The sequence below is a fragment of the Photorhabdus sp. RM96S genome, assembly GCF_042879335.1.
Lineage (GTDB): Bacteria > Pseudomonadota > Gammaproteobacteria > Enterobacterales > Enterobacteriaceae > Photorhabdus > Photorhabdus kayaii.
On record NZ_JBHFKT010000006.1, the window covers coordinates 99,381 to 114,017 of the forward strand.

13 protein-coding genes are annotated in these 14,637 nt (G+C 41.7%); 11 read left to right on the forward strand and 2 right to left on the reverse strand.

The window, feature by feature from the left end; translation table 11 throughout:
• Positions 1 to 20: 20 nt before the first annotated feature.
• Complete coding sequence (gene ydiK, locus ACGF49_RS05540) at positions 21 to 1,130, forward strand: AI-2E family transporter YdiK (RefSeq protein WP_387490023.1); 1,110 nt, start codon at positions 21 to 23, stop codon at positions 1,128 to 1,130.
• Positions 1,131 to 1,574: 444 nt separating this feature from the next.
• Here the strand turns inward: ydiK and ppsA are convergent, their stop codons facing one another.
• Positions 1,575 to 3,953: a phosphoenolpyruvate synthase gene (ppsA, locus tag ACGF49_RS05545; protein ID WP_113040976.1), complete on the reverse strand. Its 2,379-nt coding sequence runs from the start codon at positions 3,951 to 3,953 to the stop codon at positions 1,575 to 1,577.
• A gap of 213 nt (positions 3,954 to 4,166) precedes the next feature.
• On the opposite strand from ppsA, the gene ACGF49_RS05550 reads away from it, so the two are divergent.
• From ACGF49_RS05550 to ACGF49_RS05585, 8 genes are all read left to right on the forward strand, one after another.
• A complete protein-coding gene (locus tag ACGF49_RS05550; RefSeq protein WP_113040977.1) occupies positions 4,167 to 5,048 on the forward strand; it encodes a pyruvate, water dikinase regulatory protein in 882 nt (293 codons plus the stop codon).
• A gap of 141 nt (positions 5,049 to 5,189) precedes the next feature.
• Positions 5,190 to 6,236, forward strand: coding sequence for a 3-deoxy-7-phosphoheptulonate synthase (locus ACGF49_RS05555; protein ID WP_113040978.1), 1,047 nt, complete (start codon positions 5,190 to 5,192; stop codon positions 6,234 to 6,236).
• Positions 6,237 to 6,408: 172 nt separating this feature from the next.
• On the forward strand, positions 6,409 to 6,594 hold the full coding sequence (hemP, locus tag ACGF49_RS05560; RefSeq protein ID WP_113040979.1) for a hemin uptake protein HemP: 186 nt from the start codon (positions 6,409 to 6,411) through the stop codon (positions 6,592 to 6,594).
• Positions 6,595 to 6,857: 263 nt separating this feature from the next.
• Positions 6,858 to 8,879 carry a TonB-dependent hemoglobin/transferrin/lactoferrin family receptor gene (locus ACGF49_RS05565; RefSeq protein ID WP_113040980.1) on the forward strand — a complete coding sequence of 674 codons (2,022 nt, stop codon included), beginning with the start codon at positions 6,858 to 6,860 and terminating at the stop codon, positions 8,877 to 8,879.
• 30 nt (positions 8,880 to 8,909) lie between these two features.
• On the forward strand, positions 8,910 to 9,983 hold the full coding sequence (locus ACGF49_RS05570; RefSeq protein ID WP_113040981.1) for a hemin-degrading factor: 1,074 nt from the start codon (positions 8,910 to 8,912) through the stop codon (positions 9,981 to 9,983).
• A complete protein-coding gene (locus tag ACGF49_RS05575) occupies positions 9,980 to 10,798 on the forward strand; it encodes a hemin ABC transporter substrate-binding protein (protein WP_113040982.1) in 819 nt (272 codons plus the stop codon). The genes ACGF49_RS05570 and ACGF49_RS05575 overlap by 4 nt, the downstream gene beginning before the upstream one ends.
• Entirely contained in the window at positions 10,795 to 11,802 is a 1,008-nt protein-coding gene (locus ACGF49_RS05580) for an iron ABC transporter permease (protein ID WP_113040983.1), read from the forward strand. The genes ACGF49_RS05575 and ACGF49_RS05580 overlap by 4 nt, the downstream gene beginning before the upstream one ends.
• The gene (locus ACGF49_RS05585; protein ID WP_113040984.1) at positions 11,802 to 12,596 is read left to right on the forward strand and encodes a heme ABC transporter ATP-binding protein; all 795 of its coding nucleotides are present in this window, start codon (positions 11,802 to 11,804) and stop codon (positions 12,594 to 12,596) included. The genes ACGF49_RS05580 and ACGF49_RS05585 overlap by 1 nt, the downstream gene beginning before the upstream one ends.
• 49 nt (positions 12,597 to 12,645) lie before the next feature.
• Here ACGF49_RS05585 and ACGF49_RS05590 read toward each other — a convergent pair whose 3' ends face one another.
• Entirely contained in the window at positions 12,646 to 13,260 is a 615-nt protein-coding gene (locus ACGF49_RS05590; RefSeq protein WP_113040985.1) for a hypothetical protein, read from the reverse strand.
• Between the two features lie 263 nt (positions 13,261 to 13,523).
• On the opposite strand from ACGF49_RS05590, the gene ACGF49_RS05595 reads away from it, so the two are divergent.
• The gene (locus ACGF49_RS05595; protein WP_113040986.1) at positions 13,524 to 13,889 is read left to right on the forward strand and encodes a helix-turn-helix domain-containing protein; all 366 of its coding nucleotides are present in this window, start codon (positions 13,524 to 13,526) and stop codon (positions 13,887 to 13,889) included.
• A 385-nt stretch (positions 13,890 to 14,274) separates the two neighbouring features.
• Positions 14,275 to 14,412: a hypothetical protein gene (locus ACGF49_RS05600; RefSeq protein WP_158536475.1), complete on the forward strand. Its 138-nt coding sequence runs from the start codon at positions 14,275 to 14,277 to the stop codon at positions 14,410 to 14,412.
• The last annotated feature ends 225 nt before the right edge of the window (positions 14,413 to 14,637 follow it).

Sequence of the window (14,637 nt, forward strand, 5' to 3'; positions counted from 1 at the left end):
TCCCTGAGAGAAATTAACTTATGGACAAATCTCAACCGCATTATGATTTACCAAAACTATTATTTACTTTAATTTTCCTGTCACTGTTAATTGTTACCAGCTTTTGGGTGATAAAGCCCTTTATCTTCGGTTTTGTCTGGGCCGGCATGGTTGTTATCGCCACCTGGCCATTATTAGAAAAACTACAGAGCAGTTTATGGGGTAAACGCTGGATTGCAGTCTCCATCATGACGCTACTGCTAATTCTATTATTTGTGATCCCTATCGCATTACTGGTCAGTAGTTTATTGGAAAACAGTGCGCCACTAATCCAGTGGGCTAAATCCCCCGCTCATTTTCAGATACCGACAATGACCTGGCTGAATAATATTCCTCTGGTTGGAGATAAACTATACAGCGGTTGGAACTCACTCATTACTGATGGTGGAAATGTTCTGATAGCTAAAGTCCAGCCTTATGTTGGAGAAGCCGCAACCTGGTTCTTTACTCAAGCAGCAAATGCCGGGCGTTTCGTATTCCATCTCGGTTTGATGGTGCTATTCAGCGTGCTCTTATATCTAAAAGGCGAGCAGGTGACGATGAGCATTCGCCATTTTGCCATTCGCCTGGCAAATAAACGCGGAGATGCCGCCATCCTGTTGGCAGCACAATCCATCCGTGCCGTAGCGCTTGGAGTGGTGGTTACCGCATTGGTTCAAGCCATTATCGGTGGTCTTGGCTTGGCTGTTTCAGGCATTCCTTATGCTACGTTGCTGACAGTACTCATGTTTGTCTGTTGTGTCGCTCAACTCGGTCCATTACTGATTTTAGTTCCCGCTGTTGCCTGGCTTTATTGGACAGGTGATACAACCTGGGGAACCGTGCTACTGGTCTGGAGCGGTATCGTAACGACAATGGATGGGTTTCTTCGCCCATTTTTAATCCGTCTGGGCGCAGATTTACCTATGGCGCTGATATTAATAGGCGTTATTGGTGGAATACTCTCATTTGGCATGATTGGCTTATTTATCGGCCCCGTTGTATTAGCAGTTGCTTATCGTTTATTCATCGCATGGATGAATGAAGTCCCAGAACCTAAAAATGATTTAGCCGAAACTGAAAAATATCTGGAACAGAAATTTTCAGAATAAATTTGTATGATAATTAATTCTGACTTATATAGCGAAAGAGAGTTAGCTCTTTCGCTAAAGCATAATTTTAATAAAACTTATCACTTTTCTGAGGTGCTGATTTATTAAATATCATTATTGTAAATAAATTGTTAAAAAATAGTTAAATCTGGCTCATTATAGCCGTAAATAATACGTAAATTAGGACAATTCTTAATGAATAAACGATTTAACTAAATTAATATAAGTGGGCTATGAACGAGACGTTTATTTCTCCTTTTGATGGTTCTACTTGTTAGAAACACCTAATATTGCTGTGTGTAGTCCTTGCCTATCACGCCCATGATAGGCTTTTTTTTTCACTATTTTTATACTTTCCCATAGAACGATAATTAACGACTCTAGTTGTTAAAAAGCCCGCCATTATTTTGACGGACCTTAATTTCAATTGAGTATTATTCTCAATTAATTCACTTTCGCTAATCCTAACCAAGTTTTTACAACGGTATCTGGATTTAATGACAGGCTATCAATCCCTTCTTCCATCAGCCAATGAGCAAAATCCTGATGGTCTGAAGGCCCCTGACCACAAATTCCCACATACTTGTTTTGACGCTTAGCCGCTTGAATAGCCAATGAGAGCAGAGCCTTGACCGCATCATTACGTTCATCAAATAGTTCAGATACCACCCCAGAATCCCGATCCAAACCAAGAGTCAGTTGAGTCATATCATTAGAACCAATAGAGAAGCCATCAAAATGTTCAAGGAACTGTTCTGCCAGAATTGCGTTGGACGGAATCTCGCACATCATAATGACTTTCAATCCGTTTTCACCGCGCTTCAACCCTTGGGATGCCAGTTCAGCAATCACTGCTTCAGCCTGCGCTACCGTACGAACGAACGGGATCATAATTTCAACGTTGGTCAACTCCATATCATTACGTACACGTTTAACGGCTTCGCACTCCAATGCAAAACAGCGACGGAAACTGTCAGAAACATAACGCCCTGCACCACGGAAACCTAGCATAGGGTTCTCTTCATCAGGTTCATAAATGTCACCACCAACCAGATTAGCATATTCATTGGATTTAAAATCAGACAAACGGACAATAACCCGTTTCGGCCAGAATGCAGCCGCTAGAGTGGCAATCCCCTCCGTCAAGCGCCCAACATAGAACTCAACCGGGTTGTCATAACCTACCATCAGCGATTTTATCTCTTGCTGCAACTCAGGAGTTTGCTGATCAAACTCCAGTAATGCACGGGGATGTACACCAATCATCCGATTAATAATAAACTCCAAACGAGCAAGACCTACGCCATCATTCGGCAAACGGGCAAAATCAAATGCACGATCTGGATTGCCGACGTTTAGCATAATTTTTACATCAAGCTCCGGTAACTGATCGACTTGAGAACTTTGTACAGTAAAATTCAGTTGATTCTGATAAACAAAACCCGTATCACCTTCCGCACAGGAAACTGTCACCGACTGATTCTCTTTCAAACGTTCCGTTGCATCACCGCATCCAACAACCGCGGGAATGCCCAATTCACGGGCAATAATCGCTGCATGACAGGTCCGGCCACCGCGGTTAGTCACAATCGCAGCAGCTTTTTTCATAATAGGTTCCCAATCCGGATCGGTCATATCAGTAACCAGAACATCACCCGGTTGGATGCGATCCATTTCATTCAAGTTGTGAATGACTTTTACTCGACCTGCACCAATACGATGGCCTATGGCACGTCCTTCCACCAATACCTGACCTGGTTCATTCAGTTGGTAACGCTCCATAACCTGCTGGTTTGAGCGGACAGTCTCAGGACGCGCCTGAACAATGTATAACTTGCCGTTATGACCATCTTTAGCCCATTCAATATCCATGGGTCGGCCATAATGTTTTTCAATTAGTAACGCCTGACGCGCCAATGCCTCAACTTCTTCATCAGCTAAAGAGAAACGATTGCGTTGTGATGCGGGTACATCTTCGATGCGTACCTGCTTGCCATGTTCTTTATTGTCAGCATAGATCATATGCAGTTTTTTAGAACCCAGATTGCGGCGCACAATCGCTGGTTTACCCTTATTCAGGGTTGATTTATGAACATAGAACTCATCCGGATTCACAGCGCCCTGAACAACCATCTCACCCAATCCGTAAGCAGAGGTAATAAAAACAACCTGATCAAACCCTGATTCAGTATCAATAGTGAACATCACACCGGAAGAGGCGAGATCAGAACGCACCATACGTTGTACACCCGCTGATAATGCAACCCCCCGATGGTCATATCCCTGATGGACACGATAGGAAATAGCGCGATCATTAAATAATGAAGCAAACACATGTTTGATGGCAACCATCACAGCATCAATGCCTTGCACGTTTAGAAAGGTTTCCTGCTGCCCGGCAAAAGAGGCATCAGGCATATCTTCAGCCGTTGCCGAAGAACGTACAGCAAAAGAGGCTTCAGGCTCTCCTTCAGACAACTGTTGATAAGCATCCTGAATATCTTTTTCTAGTTGTGGCGTAAATGGTGTATCAATCACCCATTGGCGAATTTGTGCACCTGCTTTAGCCAGTTGATTGACATCATCAACATCCGTTTCATCCAGCAAGTCATAAATACGCTGATTGACACCACTTTGTTCCAAGAAATCATTAAATGCCTGTGCTGTCGTGGCGAAACCATTCGGGACAGAAACCCCCAACTCTGACAGGTGAGTGATCATTTCTCCCAGGGAGGCGTTTTTACCACCAACCCGGTCAATATCATGCATACCTAATTGGTTATACCAAAGCACATTACGCAGGGTGAGGTCATTATTGGGCATTAAAACAATCCTTTTAGCATTTGGGTACAAATCGGAAAAATTGGCACTGCATAGCGCAGTCATAAATAGACTAACACAATGTTTTCGCACACATAGAAAGGTGAATCGATCAACCCAACACATTATTTTTTTCTTAGGTATACTTTGCAGAAAATCGATACTCGGTTTCATTTAACTAAACGATTGGAAAGATAAAAGGTCACTATAAATATCATGGCAAAACTCAGATTAGAAACATCAGCGAAACGTAATGGTCGTAATAGTGTTGAAGGTGTTGAACGCACTGTCTTTTTTATTTCAGATGGCACAGCAATTACCGCAGAAGTATTAGGCCATGCTGTCTTATCACAATTCCCCATCAAAATAACTTCTTATACTCTTCCTTTTGTTGCCAGTGAAACCCGCGCAGAAGAAATAAAGCAACAAATAAATCAGATATATCAAGATACGCGTATAAGACCTTTAGTTTTCTATTCCATTATCTCTTCTGGAGTGAAAAATATTATTACCAGCAGCGAAGGATTTTGTCAGGACATTGTACAAACACTGGTCGCCCCATTACAGCAAGAAACCGGGTTGGAACCCAAACCCGAACTTAATCGCACTCACGGTCTGACTGAGAAAAATCTCAGCCAGTACGATGCGCGTATCGCTGCTATTGATTATGCCCTGGCACATGATGATGGTATCTCTTTACGTAATCTTGACCAGGCACAGGTTATCCTGTTGGGCGTATCCCGCTGTGGGAAAACACCCACTAGCCTCTATTTAGCCATGCAATTTGGTATTCAGGCTGCAAATTATCCTTTTACTGCGGATGATATGGACAATTTACAATTACCTGCGACATTAAAACAATTTCAACATAAGTTATTCGGGTTAACTATAAGCCCTGAACGGCTGGCCGCTATTAGAGAAGAACGTCGAGAAAATAGCCGTTATGCATCATTGAGGCAATGTAGAATAGAAATTTCCGAAGTTGAAGCTTTATTCCGTAAGAATAAGATTAATTATCTTAACACCACCAATTATTCTGTTGAAGAAATCTCAACCAAAATAATCGACATGATGAAGCTAAACCGACGAATGTTTTAAAAATATATCAATAGGAATAATGGAAAAAAATTTATCATATGACTAATTATATCATTTGTTTAACTTAGTCGTTTTCGTTTATTGTAATTTCAATTATCTATAGATATGCCTGCTAATGTGAAACGAACTTTGAGAAAATATATGTACAAAACAGATGGTTTAAGGACTCACCGTGTCGATAGTTTGGTCACACCTCAAACTCTTGCAATTCAATTTCCTGTATCCGAAAAAATCGTCAACAATGTGACAGCGTCACGGAAACGTATTGCCGATATTCTCTGCGGGAACGATCCACGGCTTATGGTAATCATCGGTCCTTGCTCTATTCATGATATTGATGCCGCTTTAGATTATGCTCAGCGACTGAACAGATTGCGTGAAAAATACCAGCACAGACTGGAAATTATCATGCGCACCTATTTTGAGAAACCACGCACAGTGGTGGGCTGGAAAGGTTTAATTTCAGATCCCTATCTCGACGGTTCTTGCCAGGTAAATCGGGGCATTACTTTGGCCCGGAAATTATTGGTTGACGTCAATGAGTTGGGTTTACCTACGGCAACCGAATTTCTGGATATGGTGACCGGCCAATATATTGCCGATCTGATCAGTTGGGGCGCGATCGGAGCCAGAACAACAGAAAGCCAGATTCACCGAGAAATGGCATCCTCCCTCTCCTGTCCAGTTGGCTTTAAAAATGGAACGGATGGCAACATCCGTATCGCCATAGATGCAATCCGTGCAGCCAGTGTCTGTCACACATTTCTTTCGCCAGATAAGCACGGTCAGATGACCATCTATCAAACCGAAGGCAACCCATACGGCCACATTATTATGCGTGGAGGCAAACAGCCTAATTACAGTGCCAAAGATATTGCTACAGCTTGTACTCAACTACGTGAATTTAATTTACCAGAACATTTAGTTATCGATTTCAGTCATGGTAATTGTCAAAAAATCCATAAACGCCAACTGACTATAGCAAAAGAGGTGGGCCACCAGATTCAAGCGGGTTCTTCCGCTATTGTCGGTGTGATGGTTGAAAGTTTTCTGGTTGAAGGCACCCAGCAAGTCATTCAGGGACAACCGCTAAATTACGGTCAATCGATCACAGATCCTTGTCTAAACTGGCAAGATACAGAACAGCTTATTGACATTCTTGCCGAAGCAGTAAGTTACCGTTTCTGAATCCTTATTCCGAGTTAGCCTTTTGCATTCATAAGAGGCTAACTGACAACACATTAATTAAATTTCATTAATGTGTTGCTCCTGACCACCAAAAATATTGCTTGAAGTCACCCCTTTATATAACGATAATAATTCTCACTATGATAATAGTTAGTATTCGCAAAGTGGTTTTATGACTAAAATATGTCACCAACATTCTTGTATTACATTTGAAAAACAATGCAACATCTATCCTGCTGAAATTGTAGAAATTGGCTACATTGACAGTAAACAACTATTAGGTGAGCTAGGAATTACCAGAATTCGTCACCAAGGAGAATTCTACCAATTGCGCCAAACTAAGAGCCTATCTCAATAGGCGTAATTGTTGCAGGCAGTTTGAACACGGACAGCGCGGAAAAACCGGAGCGTACACGTAGTACGTGAGGATTTTGAGCACTGCCCAGGTTCGCTCTTTATGGCAAAGAAGGGCAAATAAAATAGCCCTATTGGGATAGGCAGTAAAGCCGGTAAGCTGATACTAACTAAATAAAATAATAACTCAGCCAGCCACCCGGATCGCGTATCGGGGCAGCCAGCTATATCCATAACTCATAAAATATTATTATGGAGATTCGCCTGATGTCTCAATCTGCAAGATCAACACTCAAACTATCAGCATTAAGCTTGGCAATTATCAGTAGTATTCCGGCTGTTTATGCAGCAACAAAATCATCCGATGCCGACAGTGATAAATCATCCCGCGAGGTGATAACTGTTTATGCAACAGGTAATGAAAGGGATAGTTTTGAAGCTCCCATGATGGTCACTGTGATAAATAGTCAGTCACCACAAAGTCAGACAGCCGGTAATGCTAACGATCTCATCAAAAAAATACCCGGCATTAATATAGCCGGTACAAACCGTGCTAATGGGCAAGATGTTAGTCTGCGTGGTTATGGTCCAAAAGGTGTTTTGACGTTGATTGACGGTATTCGCCAAGGTACCGATACCGGTCATATCAATGGCACGTTCCTGGACCCAGCACTCATTAAACAAGTCGAAGTTGTACGCGGCCCTTCCGCCCTACTCTACGGCAGTGGTGCCTTAGGCGGTGTGATCGCTTATCAAACTGTCGATGCCGCCGATCTTCTGCAAGCGGGTCAAGATCACGGATTCCGCGTTTTTGCCCGCGGTGCAACGGGTGACCATAGTATGGGCTTTGGTGGTGCAACGTTCGCAAAATCGGAATCCCTGGATGGTCTATTTGCCTTCAGTACCCGTGATTCAGGTAACATCCGTCACGGTGGTGGTGTGGTTGGCGATAATGATGAATTTATCAGTAATCTAATGGCAAAAGGCAGTTGGAAAATTGATGACAACCAGTCCCTGAGCAGTCAATTACGCTATTACCGTAATGAGGCTAATCAACCTAAAAATCCACAAACACTCACCGGAAAAAATAAAAATCCTAGCACTTGGACTGATCGCACAACAACTCAACGTGATGCCCAACTCAGCTACCAATTAAATCCAGCAGAATATGATTGGTTAAATGCCAAAACTGATCTCTATTATTCCGATATCACTATTAATGCTCGTACTAAGGAGAAAGGTTTCGAAGGCCGTAAACAGAAAACCTATGGCGTAAAATTGGAAAACCGCTCCCGCCTGTGGACAGACAGCCCGCTGGCACATCAATTTACCTACGGTGGTGAAACTTACAAACAGAAACAGACTCCAGACGGTAATACAGATAGCTTTCCTGACGCGGATATCCGCTTTTATTCCGGCTGGTTACAAGATGAGATAACGCTGCGCGACCTGCCAGTCTCTATTGTCGCGGGTACGCGCTATGACAACTATAAAGGAAACAATTCTAAAGATGAGGCTGTCAGCGCCGATAAATGGTCTTCCAAAGGTGCTATCAGTATCACACCAACTGACTGGTCGATGCTGTTTACCTCTTACGCTCAAGCTTTCCGTGCACCGACAATGGGAGAAATGTATAACGATTCTATGCACTATCCTGGAAACTTCTGGACCCCTAATCCAAATCTTCGTCCAGAAAGCAACGAAACGTGGGAGTCTGGTTTTGGATTACGTTTCAATGATCTACTAGCAGATAACGACGAGCTGAAATTTAAAGCGAGTTACTTTGATACTCAAGCCAAAGATTATATTAAGTCAGATATAGTCAACCAAGGAAGGAACACAACATCTGTTAATATATCTAGCGCCAAGATTTGGGGATGGGATGCTTCCATAAACTATGAATCCAATCTGTTCTCTTGGGAACTGGCTTACAACCGCACAGAAGGTAAAGATGAAAAAAGCGGTGGATCTCTTGATAACCTCAGCCCAGATACTATCACCAGCATACTGGAAATCCCTATTGCACAAACCGGTTTCTCTGTCGGCTGGGTAGGTCAATTCACCAAGCATACTGACTTCAAAGGTAAAGATGCCAGAGGTAGAGATCCTAAACAACAAGCAGGCTATGGCGTTAATGATTTCTATGTCAGCTATCAAGGTGAAGGAATGCTCAAAGGTGTGACTACTACAGCAGTTTTAGGCAATGCTTTTGATAAAGAATACTACTCACCACAGGGAACACCGCAGGATGGTCGCAACGCCAAACTGTTCGTCAGTTACCAGTGGTAATTAAATAAATGTATTTCAAGGAGTTAAATTGTGAATTCTTCACTTTATGAACGTTATCTACAAGCCAAATCTGATAACAAAGCCAAATATGCCCGTGATCTGGCAGCCTATCTGAATGTCAGTGAAGGTGAGTTATTACATAGCCGCGTTGGTATCGATGCCAAACGCCTCAATGTTGACGCCCCAACTTTACTGGAAGAGTTAGCTGTTGTTGGTGAAATTAAGGCGATCACCCGCAATGATTTTGCTGTTCATGAACACATTGGCCGGTATGAAAATACCCATTTCAGCAGCCACGCAGGGCTGGTCTTGAACCCTCGTGAACTCGACTTGCGGATATTCTTTGGACACTGGAGTAGTATATTTTATCTGGTTGAACCCGCAAAAAATGGTGTGCGCCACAGCATTCAATTTTTTGATCATCAGGGTGACGCATTGCATAAAGTTTATGCAACAGGTAATACTAATATGACAGCTTGGGAAGCGCTGATCGAAAAATATCAGGCAGAAGACAACCCCCCACTGATCATCAAACCTATAGAAGAAATCACCTATTCAACTCTAACAAATGAACTGAAAGCACAGCTTGATGAAGAATGGCGAGCAATGACTAACGTTCATCAATTCTTCACGTTACTTAAAAACCATAATCTGAGCCGTCAACAGGTTTTCAACGCAGTACATGATGATCTGGCTTACAAGGTAGAAAATTCTGCACTGAATAAACTTATCAACACCGCTTATAACGATCAGAATGAAATCATGATCTTCGTCAGTAATCATGGTTGCGTACAAATTTTCACCGGAAAGCTGGAACGTCTGATGCCACATCAGGAAGAAAACTCAGATCAGAAATGGATTAATATCTTTAACCGCAATTTCACACTACATTTAATAGAGAGTGCTATTGCTGAAAGCTGGGTAACCCGTAAACCAACAGAGGAGGGTTTTGTCACCAGCCTTGAGCTATTTGATGCTAATGGCAATCAGATTGCTCAACTGTTTGGTCAGCGTACAGAAGGCACTCCTGAACAAACTCAGTGGTATGAGCAAGTGGCTGCTCTGCCAAAACTGCAATCAATACAGGAAGAGCGTGTAGCATGAAACAATGGCTTCTGACATTTGTCCTTGCGGTATCGTTCAGTGCTTTTTCCACTGAACGGATCGTCACTATCGGTGGCGATGTATCTGAAATTGTTTTTGCACTTGGTGCAGGTGAAAAAGTTGTCGCCAGAGACAGCACCAGCCAGAAACCAACCGAATTGCTTGCCTTACCCGATGTCGGCTATATGAGAATGCTTAACCCTGAAGGTATTCTCTCTATGAATCCAACACTGGTGCTAACCAGTGAGTTGGCAAAACCTTCACTGGCACTTAAGCAGCTCCAAGATTCTGGTGTAGAAGTAATTCAGATAACCGGAAAAGCAGCGTTAGAAGCCGTTCCTGAAAAAATTAAGGCCGTCGCTAAGGCGGTCAATCAAACTGAACGTGGTGCACAATTGATTCAACAATATCAAAAAGCACTGACAGAAATACCAACAACTACCTTGCCGACCCGTATTCTGTTTGTGATGAGTCACGGAGGTATCATGCCAATGGCTGCCGGCCAAAAAACCGCAGCGGACAAAATGATTCGCGCTGTTGGTGCCACTAATGCCATGCAAGGTTTCAACAATTACCGCCCACTTTCCCAGGAAGGTGTTATTGCCAGCGCACCAGATCTGTTATTAGTGACGGAGGATGGTATTAAATCAATGGGCGGTTTGGATAAAATCTGGCAATTACCCGGATTGAAACACACCCCTGCCGGTCAAAAAAAACGGGTTTTAATTGTAGATGATATGGGGCTACTCGGTTTTGGCCTCGAAACCCCCTCAGTGATGAAACAACTCAGACAGGCGGCGGAGAAGACTCAATGAGCCGTATGAAGTCTCCGGGTTTGGGCTTGGCGTTTCTTTGTTTGTTACTGTCCGGGTTGGCTATTGGTTCTGCTAACATTGGCGCATTATCATTATCTTTCAAGACATTATGGGAATCTTCCATTAGTGAACCCCAGTGGCAAATCTGGCTGAATATCAGATTACCAAGAGTGCTATTAGCCATACTGGTTGGCTGTGCTTTAGCGACTTCCGGGGCTGTAATGCAAGGGTTATTTCGCAATCCACTCGCTGATCCTGGCCTACTAGGTATTAGCAGTGGAGCCGCATTGATGGTTGCAATGGCAATTGTTCTGCCAGTTAGCCTGCCATCTGTCATCGCTGTGTACGGACATATTATCGCCGCTTTTATTGGCAGCCTGTTAATTTCATTACTGATTTTTTCACTCAATAAATATAACTACGGAAATCTGGCCCGCTTATTACTCGCCGGGATTGCTATCAATGCCCTTTGTATGTCTGCTATTGGTGTCCTGAGCTATATCAGTGACGATCAACAGCTACGACAATTCTCTTTATGGATGATGGGTTCACTCAGCCAGATAGAGTGGCCGACGTTGGCAATTACAGCTTCTTTAATTATTCCCGCTATTATCCTAACATTCAGCCAGGCCCGTAAACTGAATCTGCTGCAATTAGGAGATGAAGAGGCCCACTATCTTGGTATAAATGTCCAACGCACTAAATTCCAGTTATTACTACTCAGCGCCCTACTTATTGGCAGCGCTGTTGCATTAAGTGGTGTTATTGGATTTGTTGGGCTAGTTATCCCACATTTGATCAGAATGCGATTTGGTGGTGATCATAATTGGCTACTTCCCGGTGCTGCTTTAGGCGGAGCTTCTCTTCTGCTTACCGCAGATACACTGGCAAGAACATTAGTCTCACCAGCAGAAATACCCGTTGGCCTAATTACTGGTTTAATCGGCGGTCCATATTTTCTATGGTTGATACTCAAACAACCAGGGCCAGGGAGCCGCACCTAATGGATGCCATAAAAAATAATATTTCTCTGCAAGCACAGAATTTAAGCTATTCAATTGGCAACCAAAAAATTATTGATAATGTTTCGCTCTCGGTAAATAAAGGCGAGATTGTCGCCATCATTGGGCCAAATGGCGCGGGGAAATCCACATTATTGCGGCTATTAACGGGATATATAAAACCTGAGCATGGGCAATGTTATTTACACGGAATACCTATTGAGCAATGGCCAGCTGAACAATTAGCCCGCACTCGTGCCGTCATGCGTCAACATAGCTCACTCTCTTTCCCTTTCAGTGTAGAAGAAGTGATCGCTATGGGGCGCTCTCCTCATGGTATGCATCATAAACAGACAGCAATTGATACCGTTATTGAACAAACGGATTGCCATGAGTTACGTCACCGCGACTACCGGCAACTCTCCGGTGGTGAGCAGCAAAGAGTACAACTCGCTCGTGTCCTTGCTCAACTTTGGCATCCAACACCAATAGAATGCTGCTTGTTTCTTGACGAACCAACATCAGCCTTGGATCTCTACCATCAGCAACACACTTTGCGTCTGCTTTACCGACTGACACGGGAACAACCCATGGCTATGTGCTGTGTTCTACATGATTTAAATCTTGCCGCTCTCTATGCAGACAAAATCTTTCTATTACATAAAGGAAAGTTAGTCGCTGCGGGTACACCAGAAGAAGTGCTGAATGATCATACTCTGAAAAAATGGTATCAAGCAGATCTTGGCATTACCCGCCATCCTGAGACTCAACAACCTCAGATTTATTTGAGGCAGTAACAGTAAATTCGACAGGCAAATTATTTCAATCGCTTGCCTGTCTTACTCTTTATTTCCGAAATTTTATTGCATCAGGCAAATACCAAAAAGTTGAAATCAAGCACAAGCAATAACCCAGAAGTTCACACCCTTCCTCAACCATATTTTTTGCTGTTCGATCAAAATGTTCGAGCATCAAACCTTTCCATAATTCTCCCATACCAAACAAACGGGAAAAAACGAGTACACACAAAATACCTGCAACCATCATGCTGTAACTTTGATGGCGCGTAAAATGAACAAGCCCAGCCAACGTATCCCTGCCTTTATAAGCTGAGTAAAAAATACAAATTAGCGCTAACGGAATAGCAATCCACGCCCAGGCACCATGAAATATCTCATCAAATATAGCATCCAGCTCTCTTATCAATAAACAAGCAAAAAAACCTGATATCAAGACTAATGCAGGACGTAATTGACTATTCTTTTTTGCTTCCAACAGAAATATAGCAGAAATAACAAACAGTATACTTTCCTGAGCAATTTCAGTTAATGAGTTCTCCTTCACTGCATTCTGCAAATAGATAACATCAATAAAGAGTAAGCCTATGACCATGGCTAAAATCAGAGCATAAAGAACAAAAAATGCCAACTTTTTAGTTAAAAAAGCCAAGTCCGATTGCATTACAACCTCCATTAAATTAAATGACGAACGATGATACTGTTTTGAATAAATTAGTGAAGATCATTTGATGCTACTTATTATTAAAACAAAGGAAATTTGCATAAATGATAATAATTATCAATTATAAATAGCATTTTTTGCCTATAGATATCCCGGATTTATTTTAAAATACACTCATTAATAACTATAGTTATTATCATTATGAAAATAACTAACGAAATCTAATATTTTAGCAACTAGCCCACCATCAGTGGGAGGTGAAAATGTCAGAAAGTGTAGTAAATGATATTGTCGGATGGCTCGAAACTCAGCTCCAACGTAACGAAGGTATAAAAATAGCGACCATTGCTGACAGAAGCGGTTATTCAAAGTGGCATCTACAAAGAGTGTTTAAAGAAGTGAAAGGCTATACCTTGGGTGAATATGTTCGTAAGCGGCGTTTACACGAAGCAGCAAGATCTCTGCGTGAAGAAAACCTACCAATCCTTGATATCGCTTTACAATATGGTTTCAGTTCTCAGGCAACATTTACCCGGATCTTCAAAAAGCACTTTAATACCACGCCTGCTAGATTTAGAGAAAATGGTAATCTACCTGAATTAAAGTACTTCTTAGATCATAGGCAATAACCGAGAGCCTCTAATAACCTTATTGATAGCATTCCCTAATGGTCAATATTTTATTGACCATTTAACTCTTATACTATTTTAATTCGCTAACACCCTAATAGATCAAAAAACAAAATAAGGATTTTCCAGATAACTATTGGCTAACCTAGTTTTATTCACTAGACATGAAGAAAAAATTTCCACATATATCAACATAAGTGATTTCGGATAATAACTTTATTAAATGACAATAAAATCTATTCAAATTTATTAATTCACGATAAATAAACTAATTAATATAATTAAAAAACAAAAATATTTCCATACAAATCATAACTATACCCTATGGATTTCAAGATGGATCGCGACGGCAAGGGAGTGAATCCCCGGGAGCATAGGTAACTATGTGACTGGGGTGAGCGAGTGCAGCCAACAAAGAAGCAACTTGAAAGATGACGGGTATATAATATATAGTATTCTTTATTCAATTAATAGGATCATTTTTACTGTCAACAAGCAGATAAAAAACACTAGAAAAATCTGATCAGAAATATTAAAACACTGTGCCTAAAACTTAGTGTATCTTTAGTTATTAAAAAGTAAAAACCCTGAAGACTGAACATCAGGGTTTTTATTTATAATTAATTCCAATTCACTATTTACCCTAATAGACGTTATTTTGCAAAAAGCTTGAACACTATCCAAATCTAAAATGGCAAATAAAATAACATAATGGAATAGGCTTTTAATACCTTTAACGTAAATAATA